This is a genomic window from Streptomyces sp. NBC_01549 (assembly GCF_026339955.1).
Classification (GTDB): Bacteria; Actinomycetota; Actinomycetes; order Streptomycetales; family Streptomycetaceae; genus Streptomyces.
Genome location: NZ_JAPEPW010000002.1, coordinates 295,035 through 307,813, shown reverse-complemented (window position 1 = coordinate 307,813; position 12,779 = coordinate 295,035). Strand labels below are relative to the sequence as shown.

Sequence of the window (12,779 nt, the reverse complement as noted above, 5' to 3'; positions counted from 1 at the left end):
TGTGGCAGGGCATCGGTGCAGGTCAGGCGGTTGCACCTAGCGCGAAAGGCCGAAAACGCCTAGTGGCACGATGTTGTCACCCCCATGCCTGTGACATGGAATGATGTGCGTATCGTCTAGCGGCATGTATGTGAAGACGACGTCCCGGCGGAACAAGGACGGGCAGACGGTCCGGTATCTGCAGCTGGCCCACAACGAGTGGGACCCGGCCGTGGGGCGTTCGCGTACGAAGGTGCTGCACTCCTTCGGCCGGGAGGACGAGCTCGACCGCGAGGCGGTGCGCCGACTGGTCGGCGCGCTCTCGAAGCTGCTGGACCCCGCGTCCGCGCTGGCCGCGACCGGCTCGGGAGACCTGTCACTGATCAGTTCCAGGCCGTGCGGCGGGGTGCACGCGCTGGACGGACTCTGGCACCGGCTCGGCCTCGACGGTGTCGTGCACCGCCAACTGGCCGGGCGGCGGCTGGATCCGCGCGTCGAACGGGTGCTGTTCGCGCTGGTCGCCAACCGGGCCCTGGCCGCCTCCAGCAAGCTCGCCGCGACCGAGTGGATCGCCGACGACGTCCACATAGACGGCCTGGAGGCGATCAGTGACGAAGCCTGCTACCGAGCCATGGATTACCTGCTGACCATCGAGCCGGCCCTGGCCAAGGAGACGTACTTCCAGGTCACCGACCTGCTCAACCTGGAGGTGGACCTGCTGTTCTTCGACACCAGCTCCACGTACTTCGAGACCGAGGACGCCGACGAACCTGTCGCCCGCGACGAACACGGCGAGCGCCTGGCCGCCGACGCGCCGGCCGAAGACGCGGTGCGACACGACGGGTTCCGCACCCACGGCAAGTCCAAGGACTCCCGCGACGATCTGCCCCAGGTCGTCATCGGCATGGCCGTCACCCGCGACGGGATCCCGGTGCGGGTGTGGTCCTGGCCCGGCAACACCGGTGACCAGGCCCTGATCCGGCAGGTCCGCGACGACCTGCGCGAGTGGACGCTGTCGAAGATCGTGTGGGTCGCCGACCGCGGCTTCACCTCCGCCGCCAACCGCCGGGCGCTGATGCGCGGAGGCGGCGGCTACATCATCGGCGAGAAACTCCGCACCGGATCACCCGAAGTACGCGCCGCCCTCTCGCGGCAGGGCCGCTATGCGTCCGTGCGCGACAACCTCCAGGTCAAGGAGGTCAACATCGGAACCGACGACCGGTTCGTGATCTGCTTCAACCCCGACCAGGCCACCCGCGACGCCGCGATCCGTCAGCGGATGGTCACCCAGCTCACCGAGGCGATCGAGGCCACGGACAAGCTGCCCAGGCCCGAACGCGACAAGCTGGCTGGGGTGTTGTCCACCAAGCCCGGTCTGAAACGGTTCTTGCGCACCACCCCGAGCGGGCTGCTGCGGGTGGACAAGAAGAAGATCGCCGCCGAGGCCAACCTCGACGGGAAGTACCTCCTGCGCTCCTCGGATCCGAAGCTGTCGGCCGAGGACATCGCCCTGGGTTACAAACAGCTCCTGGAAGTCGAGCGCGGCTGGCGCGACATGAAGCAAATTCTCGATCTCCGCCCCGTTTACCACCGCCGCGAGGACCGCATCCGCGCCCACGTCCTGCTCTGCTGGCTCGCCCTGCTGCTGATCCGCGTCGCCGAGACCTCCACCGGCCAGACCTGGAACCGCCTGCGCGCCGAACTCCAGCGCCTGCACGCGGTCACCTACACCGGCCCGGCCGGCACCTTCCGCCAGTCCACCGACCTCACCAAGCCCCAGCGCGACATCTTCACCGCCCTGAACGTCACCCCGCCCAAGAAGATCATCGATCTGACCGCAGGCCGCTGACCAGGCACTATCCCCCCGCCTAGTGACACGCCATCTCGGCGTGCTCACAGGCGTTTCCGCAGGTCAACCCACGTTTTCGTTCCCTAGTCGACACCGCTAACTGTGGAACTCAGGGGACGATCTCAGGTGGTTGCGGTCGATCACCGAGCTTCCACTCGTCCTCAAAGGCATCTGCCACCCCGAAGACGTGCGCCGCGCCAGGGACGGCGGCGTGGACGGGATCTACTGCTCCAATCACGGCGGCCGGCAGGCGAACGGGGGACTGCCCGACTTGGAGGCGCTGCCGGGAGTGGTCGCCTTGGCGAAAAGCGCCTATGACCAGTGCGAACGAGGATCATCGAGGCCCTCGTTCCCGCACCAGCTGGAGGCGCTTCTCAGGTGAACGCGAGGCTGGTAGCGCTATCGGGTGGCCGTCGCCGAAGTCTTGAGGCGGGATAGCCGACCGCCGACAGTGCCGATACGATAACGCCGTGGATCAGGACGAACGGCTGCTTCAGGCCTCGTCGTTCGGCGCGGCGGCAGTCGCATACGCCGAGCACCGTCCGGACTACGCGGAGGCCGCGGTGCGCTGGGCGCTCGAGCCTGCGCCCGGCCCGCGCGTGCTCGACCTCGGCGCCGGAGCCGGCAAGCTGACCGCCACGTTGGTCGCGCTGGGTGCCGAAGTCATCGCGGTCGAGCCCGACCCGGCGATGCTGACCGAGCTACGCTGCTCGCTGCCGGCTGTCCGTGCCTTGCCGGGTAGCGCCGAGGCTATACCGCTGCCGGACGCGTCCGTCGATGCCGTGCTGGCAGGCAACGCGATGCATTGGTTCGACATGGCCGCCGCGGGCCCCGAGATCGCCAGGGTCCTCGCACCCAGCGGCATTCTGGCCGGGCTGTGGAACGTCATGGAAGACCGGGTCGAGTGGGTTGCCGGGCTCGCACGGGTCAGCGGGAGCGCGGCCATCGGCCCGCGTGACACGCCCACCAGCTGGCGTGCAGAGACGGCCGACGCACACCTTCCAAAGACTGGCGTGGCCGCCCGGTTCGGTTCGCCGGAGCAAGCCGAGTTCCCGCACGGGCAGCGCCGCACCGCCGACTCTCTCGTCGCGACCATCGCGACGCGCGCGGGGGTGCTGGTCATGCCGGAACAGGAACAAGAAGCCACGTTGGGCCGGATCCGCGCTTTCGTCGCGAGTAGACCGGAGACCGCCCGCGGCGAGTTCATTCTCCCGATGCTGACCGGCGTGCTGCGCGTTCGGCGGCTGTGAAGCATCTCGTCTCGCGGTGGGTTGGTCACGAACCCTCAGCGGGGCGGAGCGGTGAGCCGGCCAGCGGCGAGGCGTCCTCGTATCGGACCTCATAGACGCGCTCGGCGAACTTCCAGCCGTCGCCGGTGCGCCGATAACGGTCATGATAGATGGCGTAGTTCAGCCCTCCGCGGCCGTCGCGGCCACGCCCGACCTCTGACACATACGCGCGGCCGCACGCGATGTCGTCGTCAAGTTGGATCACGCCCGGGTGCGTGTTCTGCACAAGAAAGTCCACAACATCCGGCACCCGCCTGCCCCAGGCACGGATCGCCTCGAGCAGTACGACGACACGGCCCTCCGGAATGTGACACGGCGCAGCTCGGAGCGCACCGCACTGAGGATCCGCCAGCGCGAACGCGAACGCGAACGAGAACGAGAACGAATGAGAATCCGACAGCTTCGATGGGACGGGGCACACGCCGTCTCACGAAGACGGCGGACAGGCCATGTGGGCCGTCAAGTGAAGCGGGTGTCCAGCAGGATGTCGGCTCAGGGAAAAGCTCTTCCGACCAGTGAGAACGAGGATTGTCGAGGCCCTCGTTCGCGCACCAGCCGGAGGCACTACTCAGGTGAGCACGCGTATCGGTTCCTGCCCGCGCCTGTGGGCGTCAGGTGACGGCCGAGCCATGGTCCCGCAAGCCGGCGGGGTGGTCGTGGACATCGACGGAGTGCTGGTCCTGGCGCACCCCCAGGAAGAGCTCATGGATTCGGCTGGACAACACCGTCAATGCCGCCCGCGAGTGCCCTGGGCGTCAAGCTGTGATGCGAGGAGGGTCCGTCTGTGCTTCGTGACGAGAGCCGGGTGGTCGCCATACGCGGAAGGCCTCGGTGGGATCACTTCAGGCACGGTCACTTGAGGATCTCCAGCAGGCGGTCAGCCAGGACCGCGGCCGAGTGTGGGTTCTGCCCGGTGATGAGGTTGCGGTCCTCCACCATGTACGGCTCCCAGATTGGGCCGCGGCTGAAGTCGATGCCGACCTTCTCCTTCAGTTCGGTCTCCAGCAGCCAGGGTGCCTTGGGGGCGATTCCGACGGCCTCCTCTTCCTCATCGGTGAAGCAAGTGACCCGGTAACCCTTGAAGGGCGACTCGCCGTGGATCCTGGTGGCCAGGATCGCGGAAGGAGCGTGGCACACGATCGCAAGTGGCTTGCCCGAGGCGAGCTGCGCCGTCAGCAGTCGGCCCGCGTCGGCGTCGAACGCCAAGTCCGCCATCGGACCGTGGCCGCCGGGCAGGTATACCGCGTCGTAGTCCTCCAGGCGGACGTCCGACAGCTGGAGGGGCCGCCGCATCACCTCCGCGGACCGGATGATGGCCTCCAACTCGAGGGCGCCCTCTTCGCCGCCCGCCATGGAGGGGCGCAGGCTCATCATGTCGACGTTCGGGATCACACCGCCGGGTGTCGCGACCACGACATCGTGGCCGGCCTCCGTGATCTTCTTGTACGGCATCGCGAACTCTTCGGCCCAGTAGCCCGTCGCATGCCTGGTGCCGTCCTTGAGTACCCAGTACGTCGCCCCGCTCACGATGAAGAGCACTTTGGCCATCACGCTCCGCCTCCTCGCCTGCGCCTGACTCGTTTAGGGCATTCGGCCGATTACCAGCCTAAGCACACACATGACCAGGCGCATACGAACAGCCTCTCCACCACCCCATCCGCAACGTCTTGCTGATCGTTTCAGAATGAGCTGCGTTGAGACCGTGGGTCGCTCGGGAGTGACGTCGTGGCGCCGGTCCTGGGACTGGACCGAGGCCGACGCCCAAGACCTGTCCGGCGGATCATGCCGGAGACGCGGGGCTTGGCGCGCCTCCCGCAGAGGGGTACCCCCAGCGGCGTTGTCGTCGGTTGCCGACTTCCTCACTCTCGGCTTCGCTCGAGTTACTCATGAGAGACCGCTGCTTCCCTCCGACTTGATCCGCCGGACAGTCCTCCGAGCCGTCCCGTCGATGGATGTGGCAGCGACGACTGCACGAAAACCCATGTCCATCGGACAGCGTTCACCCGCGGTCGGTCCTCAGAACCAGACCAACGAGCAGGCAAGCCGAAGGCGCATGACCAACAACTTCTGCCAGGACCTCTACGCTGCCGATCGCTCCGTCCAGGCCTGTTCCAATGACTGGGTGAACATCTCGGCCGACTGAACGCCGCTGACCCCGTAGCGCCGATTCAGGACGAAGAACGGAACTCCAGTCGCGCCCAGGTCGGCGGCCAATCGCTCGTCGGCCCGCACCTCTTCGGCGTACGCATCCGGATCGTCGAGCACCGCTCGTGCTCCGGCCTCGCCCAGTCCCACCTCGACGGCCAGGCTCACCAAAGTCTCCCTGTCATAGACCGAACGCTCGTCCGCGAAGTTCACCCGGAAGGCGAGATCCATCAACTCGACCTGAAGACCAGAGGTCTTGGCGAAGTGCAGGAGACGGTGAATGTCAAAGGTGTTCCCGAAGACGCGCCCCCCGATGCGGTACCCGAGGCCTACGGACGCTGCCAGGGCCGCGGCTTGCTCTTCTCTGGCGATCTGTTGCTCGCGGGTGCGCCCGTACTGTGCCGCAACCGCGTCGATGATCGGTACGGTGCCGGTTTCGGCCTGCGGATTGAGCTCGAACGACCGGTGCACCACCTCCACCTGATCACGGTGCGCAAAGGCTGCGAGCCCTTGACCGAATCGCGCGTTGGCGGAATAGCACCATGGGCATGCGATATCAGTCCAGATCTCGACGCGCATATGTGTCTCTCCCTGTTTGTGAGGGCCGCATGCGTACGGAACTCGCTGTACGGCGGCGGGGCCGCCCGACCTGACCAGCCCGGTGTGGCGTCCTTGCATGTGATCGGCCTAGTAGACGACCGGTCACCCGACGATAGGCGACCGGACGTCTAGCTGCAAGTGCGGGCATGGTGATGTGGGCCCAGTCCGCTGTATCGACGGCCTCAATGCCGCGACGGCAACGGCGTCGACCTCGGGGCCCACCGTGTGATGCGCCGACATGACGCCGACACCTCAGCGCTGGGTCACCTGCCCGGCAGTAAGGCGCCTCACGGATCAGCTCGAGAAGGTCCGGATGCGCACGGGCCGAGCCTTTTGCGAGGCGTTCCCGTCCGGGCATCAGAGGTCAGGCGGGTGCTCGTCGCCGGCGATAGTGCGGCTCACTCGGCATCTGACGGGTCGTGACTTCGTCGGCTCGCAGCTGGAAGTCGCCGACTATCACGTCGTATCGCGCAGAGGCGAAGGCTATGAAGGGGCGGCGTGACGCGATGACGCCATCGAGGAACACCGATGTGCGAGGCAGGGTCGAAGCTACTCGGGCCGGTGCCGAGTGGCAGCGAGTCAGGTGGCGCGCAGGAGGTCGGCGGCTCGTTCGGCGATTGCGTAGACGGTGGCGTTGGTGTTGTTGGAAGGGATGGAGGGGATGACGGAGGCGTCGGCGATGCGCAGGCCGTGGAGTCCGTGTACGCGCAGTTCGGAGTCGACGACGGACACTTCGTCTTCCCCCATCTTGCAGGTGCCGACGGGGTGGCAGTAGGAGCCGAAGTGCCTTCGGGTGTAGTTGCTGATCGACTGTTCGTCCATGGCGTCGAGGCCGGGGCTGACTTCCTCGATTCCCCATTCGGCGAGCGCGGACGACGAGGCGATCCTGCGCGCTGTCGTGATGCCGGACAGCACTGCTCGGACGTCCTGCTCCTCTGAGAAGTAGTTGGGGTCGATCACGGGCGGTGCGTAGGGATCGACCGAGGTGATTTTCAGGGTGCCGCGGCTGGCCGGGCGCATGGGCGAGACACCGATCGTGAAGCCGTTCTCGACGGGGGCGACGGGGTTGGGGACGGGGATGTCGACGAAGATGATCTGCACGTCCGGCCCGTTCATCGCCGGCGTGCTGCGCACGAGGCCCAGGATCTCGCCGTGGTTGTTGCGAGCCGTGGGCACCTTGCGCCGCGCGCGGTAGACGAGGTTGGCCCGTGGGTGGTCGTGCAGGTTCCTTCCCACGCCGGGCAGGGCGTGGAAGACGTCGACCTCCGCTTGTCGGAGGTCGTCCTCCGGGCCGATACCGGAGCGCTGCAGTAGTTCCGCGGAGCCGATGGCCCCTGCCGTGAGCACTACCTCTGCGCCTGCCGTGGCGGTGAAGGTCCGGCCACGGACGCCGTACTCGACGCCGGTGCAGCGCGTGCCGTCGAAGATCAGCCGGTGAGCGACCGCCTCTGTGACGAAGTCCAGGTTGGGTCGGTTCAGTGCCGGAGCGAGATAGGCGTCGGCGGCGCTCTGGCGGCGTCCGGCGACGATGTTGAGGTCCACGGGGGCGAAGCCTTCTTCGAGGCCGCCGCTGATGTCCGCCGCCCGGCGGTGTCCGGTTTCGACCGCGCCGGCGAGGCAGGCGAGCAGGATGTCATTGGGATCGGTGGCCGGGCCGACGATCAGGGGTCCGTTCGTCCCGCGGCTGCGGCCCCCGCTCGTGGCGGTCTCGCTGCGCTGGAAGTAGGGCAGCAGGTCGTCGAACGTCCAGCCTTCGGCGCCGTGGTCGCTCCAGCTGTCGTAGCTGGTGTGGTGACCGCGGGCGAAGACCATCGCGTTGATGGCGGAAGAGCCGCCGAGGCCTTTGCCTCGGGGGAGTGCGACCGGCGCGCCAGAGGCGCGCTGGGCCACGGTGACATCACCCCAACCGGCCTCCGAGGACGCCAGCGAAGGCCAGGCCGGCGGATACGCCACGGCCTCCGGCAACACAGAGGTCCCGGCCTCCAGCAGCAACACACGAACATCCAGATCCTGCGACAGCCGCGCCGCAAGCACGCAGCCGGCCGTACCCCCGCCGACGAGTACGAAGTCGTAGACAGATTGTGAAGACATGCTGATCCATCCCTGGTCTGAATCGATGGTTCCACAGCGAGCGTATCACCGGTTCAAAACGCTGATTCGATTACTTTGGTACCGTTGATTCATGACTGTTGACGTGGCGGACGGGCAGATGCCGGGGAGGCTTCGCCGGACGATCGTTCTTGCTGCTGCAGACCTGCTCGAAAAAGAGGGACTGGAAGGCATGTCCACGCGCGCGGTGGCGGCGCATGCCGGTGTCTTCCCGCCGACGATCTTCCGACTCTTCGGGGACAAGGACGGGCTACTGGAGGCGGTGGGTGAGCACGGTTTCGAGACCTACCTCCAGACAAAGAACCAACTGCCGCAGAGCGATGATCCGGTCGCGGACCTACGCCTCGCCTGGGACCTGCACATCGAGTTCGGATTGAAGCATTCGACCTACTACATGCTGGTCTTCGGGCAAGCGCGCTCCGGCCACCTGTCGCGCGCCGGTCGTAAGGCCGTCGCGGAGCTGCAGCGCATGATCACCCGCGTTGCCGCGGTCGGCCGCCTGCGCATGAGCGTCGAGCAAGCCGCTGCCGTCATGCACGCCGCGGGCGTGGGTGTGGTTTCCACAATGATCAGTGCCCCGCCGGAGGCCCATGGCCTCAAGACGGCCGACGTGACGCGTGACGTCGTCTTCGACGCCATCACCACGCTGCCCGCGGCCGAGCCCGTAAGCGCCACAACAGGCGCCGGTACGGCGGGCCAGGCCATGGCGCTGCGCGCGGCACTGGATCAGGAGAAGGCGCTTCCCCTCAGCCCCGGGGAGAAGTTGCTGCTCCTGGAATGGCTCAACCGCCTGGCCGACGAGCGGACAAGTACCGGTTGACGGCAGTTGGAGCATGTGCGCCAGTGCCTCGAAGCCGGAAGCCACCGAAGAGGCGAGGAGCGGTCGGCTGAGGCCGACTCCTTGCGCGTGCCGAGCGGGAGGCCCATCGGGCCTACGAGGATGAACGGACTCTTGGAGCTGACGCAGAAGGCGTTTGATCGGCGGGCACGGCTCCGGTGGCTGTCTACGGGCCCAGTTACCCGGACCTGTCCGAGTACCCGGCCGGTTTCGGCGCCTCCACCCAGGCGCCGCCCAGCATGTACACCGTGCCCGCCGGTCAGTCCTACGTCGCCACCAGTCAGCCGGCGGCGACTGACGACTACTCCCCATCCAGCGGAGCGGTACTCATCGGTGCCAAGAAGATGTACACGATCCAGTACAACCACCGGCTGGTGTTGGTGTACGCCGCCGACGTGTCAGCCACCAAGGTAGCGCCCTACCGGGAGCACAGCGCGCGCTGACCGCCTTGGCCGCGGGTGCCGGGAGCAGCGGATTCCGGCACCCGCGGAACCTTCCCGTCGGCTCGGCCGTCAAGGCGTCCACCAGGGACACATGGGGGAGGCCGCTGCCGGCGGGCGTCCATGCTCGCCGCCCTGCGTGCCCATTGACTTGTGGGCTGCGTGCCTATTGGCATGTGGGCGCGGTGTACTGCTCCTTGTCGCAACCGATGTGTCGAGCGGGCGTCACTTCGCCCACAGGTCCCACGGATCGCTCGGCGTGCCCGGCGGCGAAGTGGCTCGTCGAGCCGCCTGGTCTGCGGCTATGGTGCCGAGTGCCGGGCGAGTGGCCAGTAGGATGAAGCTGGTCTCCGGGGCCGCAACAACCCGCGCGCCCACCGAGAAGCGGGAGTTGCGCGACGAGACATCACCTGTAGGGTCGCGGACCGGCTGCAGATGCCGTCAGATCCGTGGGTGTCGAGACGACTGAACCTCGAGCACTCTCAGCACCGTCATGCAGGTATCCCCAGCAACTAGTAAGCATGAAGACGCGCCACACCTGGAGGGTCGTCCGTTGTTCAGCATCACCGTCCGCGATCACATCATGATCGCCCACAGCTTCCGCGGCGAGGTGTTCGGGCCTGCCCAGCGCCTGCACGGAGCCACGTTCCTCGTGGACGCCACCTTCCGCCGCGAGCAGTTGGACGACGACAACATCGTCGTCGACATCGGGCTGGCCACACAGGAACTGGGCGCGGTAGTAAGCGAACTGAACTACCGCAACCTCGACGACGACCCGGACTTCGCGGGGATAAACACCTCCACCGAGTTCCTGGCCAAGGTCATCGCCGACCGGCTCGTCGAGCGGATCCACAAGGGTGCCCTGGGCGAGGGTGCCAAGGGGATCGCGGGCCTCACCGTCAGCCTCCACGAGTCGCACATCGCCTGGGCGAGTTACGAGCGCGCGCTCTGACCAATCGCGGTTACGGGCCGGGTGCGGCGCTCATCGTCGCCCCGGCCGGGTCCGTCACGGAGGTCGTCTCCGGCCCGGTCACCTCCTGGACGTTGGCTGCGCCGGGGTACCGCGGCCGCCGGCATCATGACCAGAGAAGGGTATGGAGTCTTCCGGTGGAGGGGCAGTTGGGCGCACGGCTAGAGTTCCCCGTACCTGAAGCGGATCGCTCGGGTGCGTCCACCAGCGTTCTGGCGGCCCGGAAACTGTCGGGCGCCCTCTCCTCACGCGGATGGTAACAGCTGTTACCATCATGGGATGGCGAAGACACAGCTGGGCGCACGCGTAGACCAGGACGTCAAGCAACTGGCCGAGGCTCGCGCCAAGGACCGCGGTCTGAGCCTCGGCGATTACATCGCCGCCCTCGTACGTGAGGACACCGACGGGCTGCGGCAGCGAGGACTGGATGCGGCGGAGCGCTTCCTCAGCGAACACCAGGCCGTCTTCGACGAGGCCGAGGACGCCGACCGTCACGTCTCCGGAGCGCAAGCCGCGTAATGGACCTGCATATCGACGTTCCCTGGATCCTGCAGGTCGCCGAGCTCGCCGGCGCGAGGGATCCCGCTCCCGACGACTACGGTGTGCCCGTCGCCGCAGTCGCCTGCCACCGGGCCGAACTGCTCGAGCAACCCGTCTACGAGGGCCCCTACGCCCGTGCCGCCGCCCTGGTGCACATCCTCGGCCGATGCCGCTGGCTGGAGCGATCCAACATGGCCGTCGCAGCAGCGACGGGCGTCATGTATCTGGAGGCCTCCGGAGTCCAGGTCAAGCCCACTCGTGAAGATGCCATCGCTCTGCGCGACCTGCTCCGAGACCCCGGGTGCACCGCTGTAAAGATCGCCGCTCTGCTGCGCACCTGGTCGCACGCCACCTGATTGAGACCGGCAGGGACGGGACGCAGTTGTCGAAGACGACACCTAAGGCGGTGCCTGGTCGAGCGGACCTTACCCCCACCTGGTGGCACGGTTTTCGATGTCGCTGCATCCGCGGGGAGCGCCGGTCCGACATCCGACGGTGGTCAGGACTCCGGGTGTGCGGCGCTGGGACCGACGGGCGGGCCTGGGCAGGCGCTGGTCTCTAGCCGGGTTCGCGGCCCAGGATACGGCGGGCCGCCTCGGCCTCTGCTGCCGGCGGGGACAGCTCGTCGAGGGTGTCGAGCTCGTCGTCCGCTTCGAGCTCACGTTCCCAGGCCGCCGCGAGCCGCTCCTGTTCTTCACGTGGCTTGGCGCCGACGGCCTCCCGGTGATCCGGGTCCAAGGCCGCCAGGAATCGTCCGACCGGGTCCGTCGGCATACCGTGCTCCTTGTCGCCGGGAAGGGTGCCGTCCGGGCCCAGCATGGCCAGCCGGTAGCGCGCCAGTCGGCCGACACGGCCTGGGGGCACCCGGATGGCCCCGTTGCTCGCTCCAGCCCCCTCCGCGCTGATCTGCGCTACCGCATAGTGGAGTGCTCGATGTGGAGTGCCCGATCGAGAAGACCGGATCGATGGGGATCGCGGGTGAGGGCGATGACCGCGGAGACGGTACTGATCGGATCACTGGTATCGCCAGGCCGGTGCCCCCATCCGCCGTCCGGTGCTGCCGCCCAGCCGCAGAATCTCCTCGACGATGAGTTTGTCGAACACCACACCCGGCGCCCTTCCGGGAGGAGCGCAAGCCCTGCTCCTGTACGTCGTTTCGCCGCCCATCGGGTGATGTCGACGCTGTCGAACACTCGCCACCGAGATCGGCCGGGGGCTTCTGTCCACAGTGCGCGGCCGAGGACGCGATGGACCGCCGGCGTTCGGATGTGCAGCGAGGGGAGCGCCCACAGACGGTTGATCCCGCATTTGACCGTGTGGCGACAGCCCCCGCGTCGCGGCGGGGGTCGTGCGCTTCGTCGGCCCGCACCTGGGGCCGGTCTACAACGCGAAGATGCGCAGGATGAAGTAAGCGGCGATGACCACGGACCCAAAGATGATCAAGCTCAGCCAGAAGTACGGATGCTCCCATATGCCGCCGTCTGGCCGCTCCTGATGAGCCTCTGCTATAGAGCCCTCGGCGGGAGGCGTTTCGGTCGGCCGATGTAGTGGCTCAGTCATGTCTGCATTGTCCATCGCTGGTGTCGAAGCCGCACCCGGGCGGCCTACCCCCAGTCTGGTCACGCAGGGATGAGCCTGGCGGGCACGCGTTCACCGGGACTGACCAGGCTGGTAGACCCCGACGCTCCATGCGTTGCCCTCCGGGTCAGGACGCGGGCTCCGCGGCTGCCCCAGAAGTAGTTTTCCGTTGCAAAGGCTGGTCTGGTGGTCCTTCGCCGCGGAGCTCGCCTACGAGTGCGAAGCGTGCCCCGTGCCTGGATGCAGAAGTCGTCCACGGAGTCGACGCCCGCGGTGGCGTCGAGCGACTGGTGGGCCGCGGCGGCGCCTTGCCCCGGCTCGCCCCGTGGAACAGGGCCGCGGCCAGGCCGATGCGGTCTGTCACCCTCATCTCGTGGAATCCGGGCTGGCGCATCCGCAGGGCGTCGGTGCAGTTCACGCGGCCGACTGGTGGCCACTGTCC

General features: G+C 67.4%; 13 protein-coding genes and 1 pseudogene. 8 read left to right on the top strand and 6 right to left on the bottom strand.

What is annotated here, in order from left to right; all coding sequences use genetic code 11:
- Positions 1-124 precede the first annotated feature (124 nt).
- The 3 genes and pseudogenes from OG819_RS35955 to OG819_RS35945 all read left to right on the top strand — a co-directional run bounded on the left by OG819_RS35955 (position 125) and on the right by OG819_RS35945 (position 3,078).
- Positions 125-1,828 carry an IS1634 family transposase gene (locus OG819_RS35955; protein WP_266647505.1) on the top strand — a complete coding sequence of 568 codons (1,704 nt, stop codon included), beginning with the start codon at positions 125-127 and terminating at the stop codon, positions 1,826-1,828.
- Between the two features lie 93 nt (positions 1,829-1,921).
- Positions 1,922-2,123, top strand: a pseudogene (locus tag OG819_RS35950) (alpha-hydroxy-acid oxidizing protein); the annotation flags it as partial.
- A 175-nt stretch (positions 2,124-2,298) separates the two neighbouring features.
- Positions 2,299-3,078 carry a class I SAM-dependent methyltransferase gene (locus tag OG819_RS35945; protein ID WP_266653303.1) on the top strand — a complete coding sequence of 260 codons (780 nt, stop codon included), beginning with the start codon at positions 2,299-2,301 and terminating at the stop codon, positions 3,076-3,078.
- Between the two features lie 25 nt (positions 3,079-3,103).
- On the opposite strand, the gene OG819_RS35940 is transcribed toward OG819_RS35945, so the two are convergent.
- The 4 genes from OG819_RS35940 to OG819_RS35925 all read right to left on the bottom strand — a co-directional run bounded on the left by OG819_RS35940 (position 3,104) and on the right by OG819_RS35925 (position 7,953).
- Positions 3,104-3,538 (bottom strand): nuclear transport factor 2 family protein, encoded by a 435-nt coding sequence (locus tag OG819_RS35940; protein ID WP_266653301.1) that lies wholly within the window; start codon positions 3,536-3,538, stop codon positions 3,104-3,106.
- Positions 3,539-3,969: 431 nt separating this feature from the next.
- Positions 3,970-4,665 (bottom strand): type 1 glutamine amidotransferase domain-containing protein, encoded by a 696-nt coding sequence (locus OG819_RS35935; protein ID WP_266633750.1) that lies wholly within the window; start codon positions 4,663-4,665, stop codon positions 3,970-3,972.
- A 531-nt stretch (positions 4,666-5,196) separates the two neighbouring features.
- Positions 5,197-5,841 (bottom strand): DsbA family oxidoreductase, encoded by a 645-nt coding sequence (locus OG819_RS35930; RefSeq protein WP_266633752.1) that lies wholly within the window; start codon positions 5,839-5,841, stop codon positions 5,197-5,199.
- A gap of 600 nt (positions 5,842-6,441) precedes the next feature.
- Positions 6,442-7,953: a GMC family oxidoreductase N-terminal domain-containing protein gene (locus OG819_RS35925; RefSeq protein ID WP_266653299.1), complete on the bottom strand. Its 1,512-nt coding sequence runs from the start codon at positions 7,951-7,953 to the stop codon at positions 6,442-6,444.
- Between the two features lie 91 nt (positions 7,954-8,044).
- Between OG819_RS35925 and OG819_RS35920 the strand changes: the two genes are divergently transcribed.
- The 5 genes from OG819_RS35920 to OG819_RS35900 all read left to right on the top strand — a co-directional run bounded on the left by OG819_RS35920 (position 8,045) and on the right by OG819_RS35900 (position 11,115).
- On the top strand, positions 8,045-8,791 hold the full coding sequence (locus OG819_RS35920) for a TetR/AcrR family transcriptional regulator (RefSeq protein WP_266653297.1): 747 nt from the start codon (positions 8,045-8,047) through the stop codon (positions 8,789-8,791).
- 176 nt (positions 8,792-8,967) lie between these two features.
- Positions 8,968-9,252 carry a hypothetical protein gene (locus OG819_RS35915; protein ID WP_266633758.1) on the top strand — a complete coding sequence of 95 codons (285 nt, stop codon included), beginning with the start codon at positions 8,968-8,970 and terminating at the stop codon, positions 9,250-9,252.
- A 550-nt stretch (positions 9,253-9,802) separates the two neighbouring features.
- A complete protein-coding gene (locus tag OG819_RS35910) occupies positions 9,803-10,201 on the top strand; it encodes a 6-carboxytetrahydropterin synthase (RefSeq protein WP_266633760.1) in 399 nt (132 codons plus the stop codon).
- A 297-nt stretch (positions 10,202-10,498) separates the two neighbouring features.
- Positions 10,499-10,738, top strand: coding sequence for a hypothetical protein (locus tag OG819_RS35905; RefSeq protein WP_266633761.1), 240 nt, complete (start codon positions 10,499-10,501; stop codon positions 10,736-10,738).
- The gene (locus OG819_RS35900; RefSeq protein ID WP_266635127.1) at positions 10,738-11,115 is read left to right on the top strand and encodes a fic family toxin-antitoxin system, toxin component; all 378 of its coding nucleotides are present in this window, start codon (positions 10,738-10,740) and stop codon (positions 11,113-11,115) included. The genes OG819_RS35905 and OG819_RS35900 overlap by 1 nt, the downstream gene beginning before the upstream one ends.
- Positions 11,116-11,317: 202 nt before the next feature.
- Here the strand turns inward: OG819_RS35900 and OG819_RS35895 are convergent, their stop codons facing one another.
- On the bottom strand, positions 11,318-11,533 hold the full coding sequence (locus OG819_RS35895; protein ID WP_323139434.1) for a hypothetical protein: 216 nt from the start codon (positions 11,531-11,533) through the stop codon (positions 11,318-11,320).
- A gap of 606 nt (positions 11,534-12,139) precedes the next feature.
- Positions 12,140-12,319, bottom strand: coding sequence for a hypothetical protein (locus OG819_RS35890; RefSeq protein WP_266635134.1), 180 nt, complete (start codon positions 12,317-12,319; stop codon positions 12,140-12,142).
- Positions 12,320-12,779: the final 460 nt, after the last annotated feature.

What these genes read in the sequence shown, in the direction of transcription:
- OG819_RS35955 (WP_266647505.1), top strand. Translation starts at nt 125, where the DNA reads ATGTATGTGAAGACGACGTCCCGGCGGAACAAGGACGGGCAGACGGTC.
- OG819_RS35935 (WP_266633750.1), bottom strand. Translation starts at nt 4,665, where the DNA reads ATGGCCAAAGTGCTCTTCATCGTGAGCGGGGCGACGTACTGGGTACTC.
- OG819_RS35930 (WP_266633752.1), bottom strand. Translation starts at nt 5,841, where the DNA reads ATGCGCGTCGAGATCTGGACTGATATCGCATGCCCATGGTGCTATTCC.
- OG819_RS35925 (WP_266653299.1), bottom strand. Translation starts at nt 7,953, where the DNA reads ATGTCTTCACAATCTGTCTACGACTTCGTACTCGTCGGCGGGGGTACG.
- OG819_RS35920 (WP_266653297.1), top strand. Translation starts at nt 8,045, where the DNA reads ATGACTGTTGACGTGGCGGACGGGCAGATGCCGGGGAGGCTTCGCCGG.
- OG819_RS35905 (WP_266633761.1), top strand. Translation starts at nt 10,499, where the DNA reads ATGGCGAAGACACAGCTGGGCGCACGCGTAGACCAGGACGTCAAGCAA.
- OG819_RS35900 (WP_266635127.1), top strand. Translation starts at nt 10,738, where the DNA reads ATGGACCTGCATATCGACGTTCCCTGGATCCTGCAGGTCGCCGAGCTC.
- OG819_RS35895 (WP_323139434.1), bottom strand. Translation starts at nt 11,533, where the DNA reads ATGCCGACGGACCCGGTCGGACGATTCCTGGCGGCCTTGGACCCGGAT.
- OG819_RS35890 (WP_266635134.1), bottom strand. Translation starts at nt 12,319, where the DNA reads ATGACTGAGCCACTACATCGGCCGACCGAAACGCCTCCCGCCGAGGGC.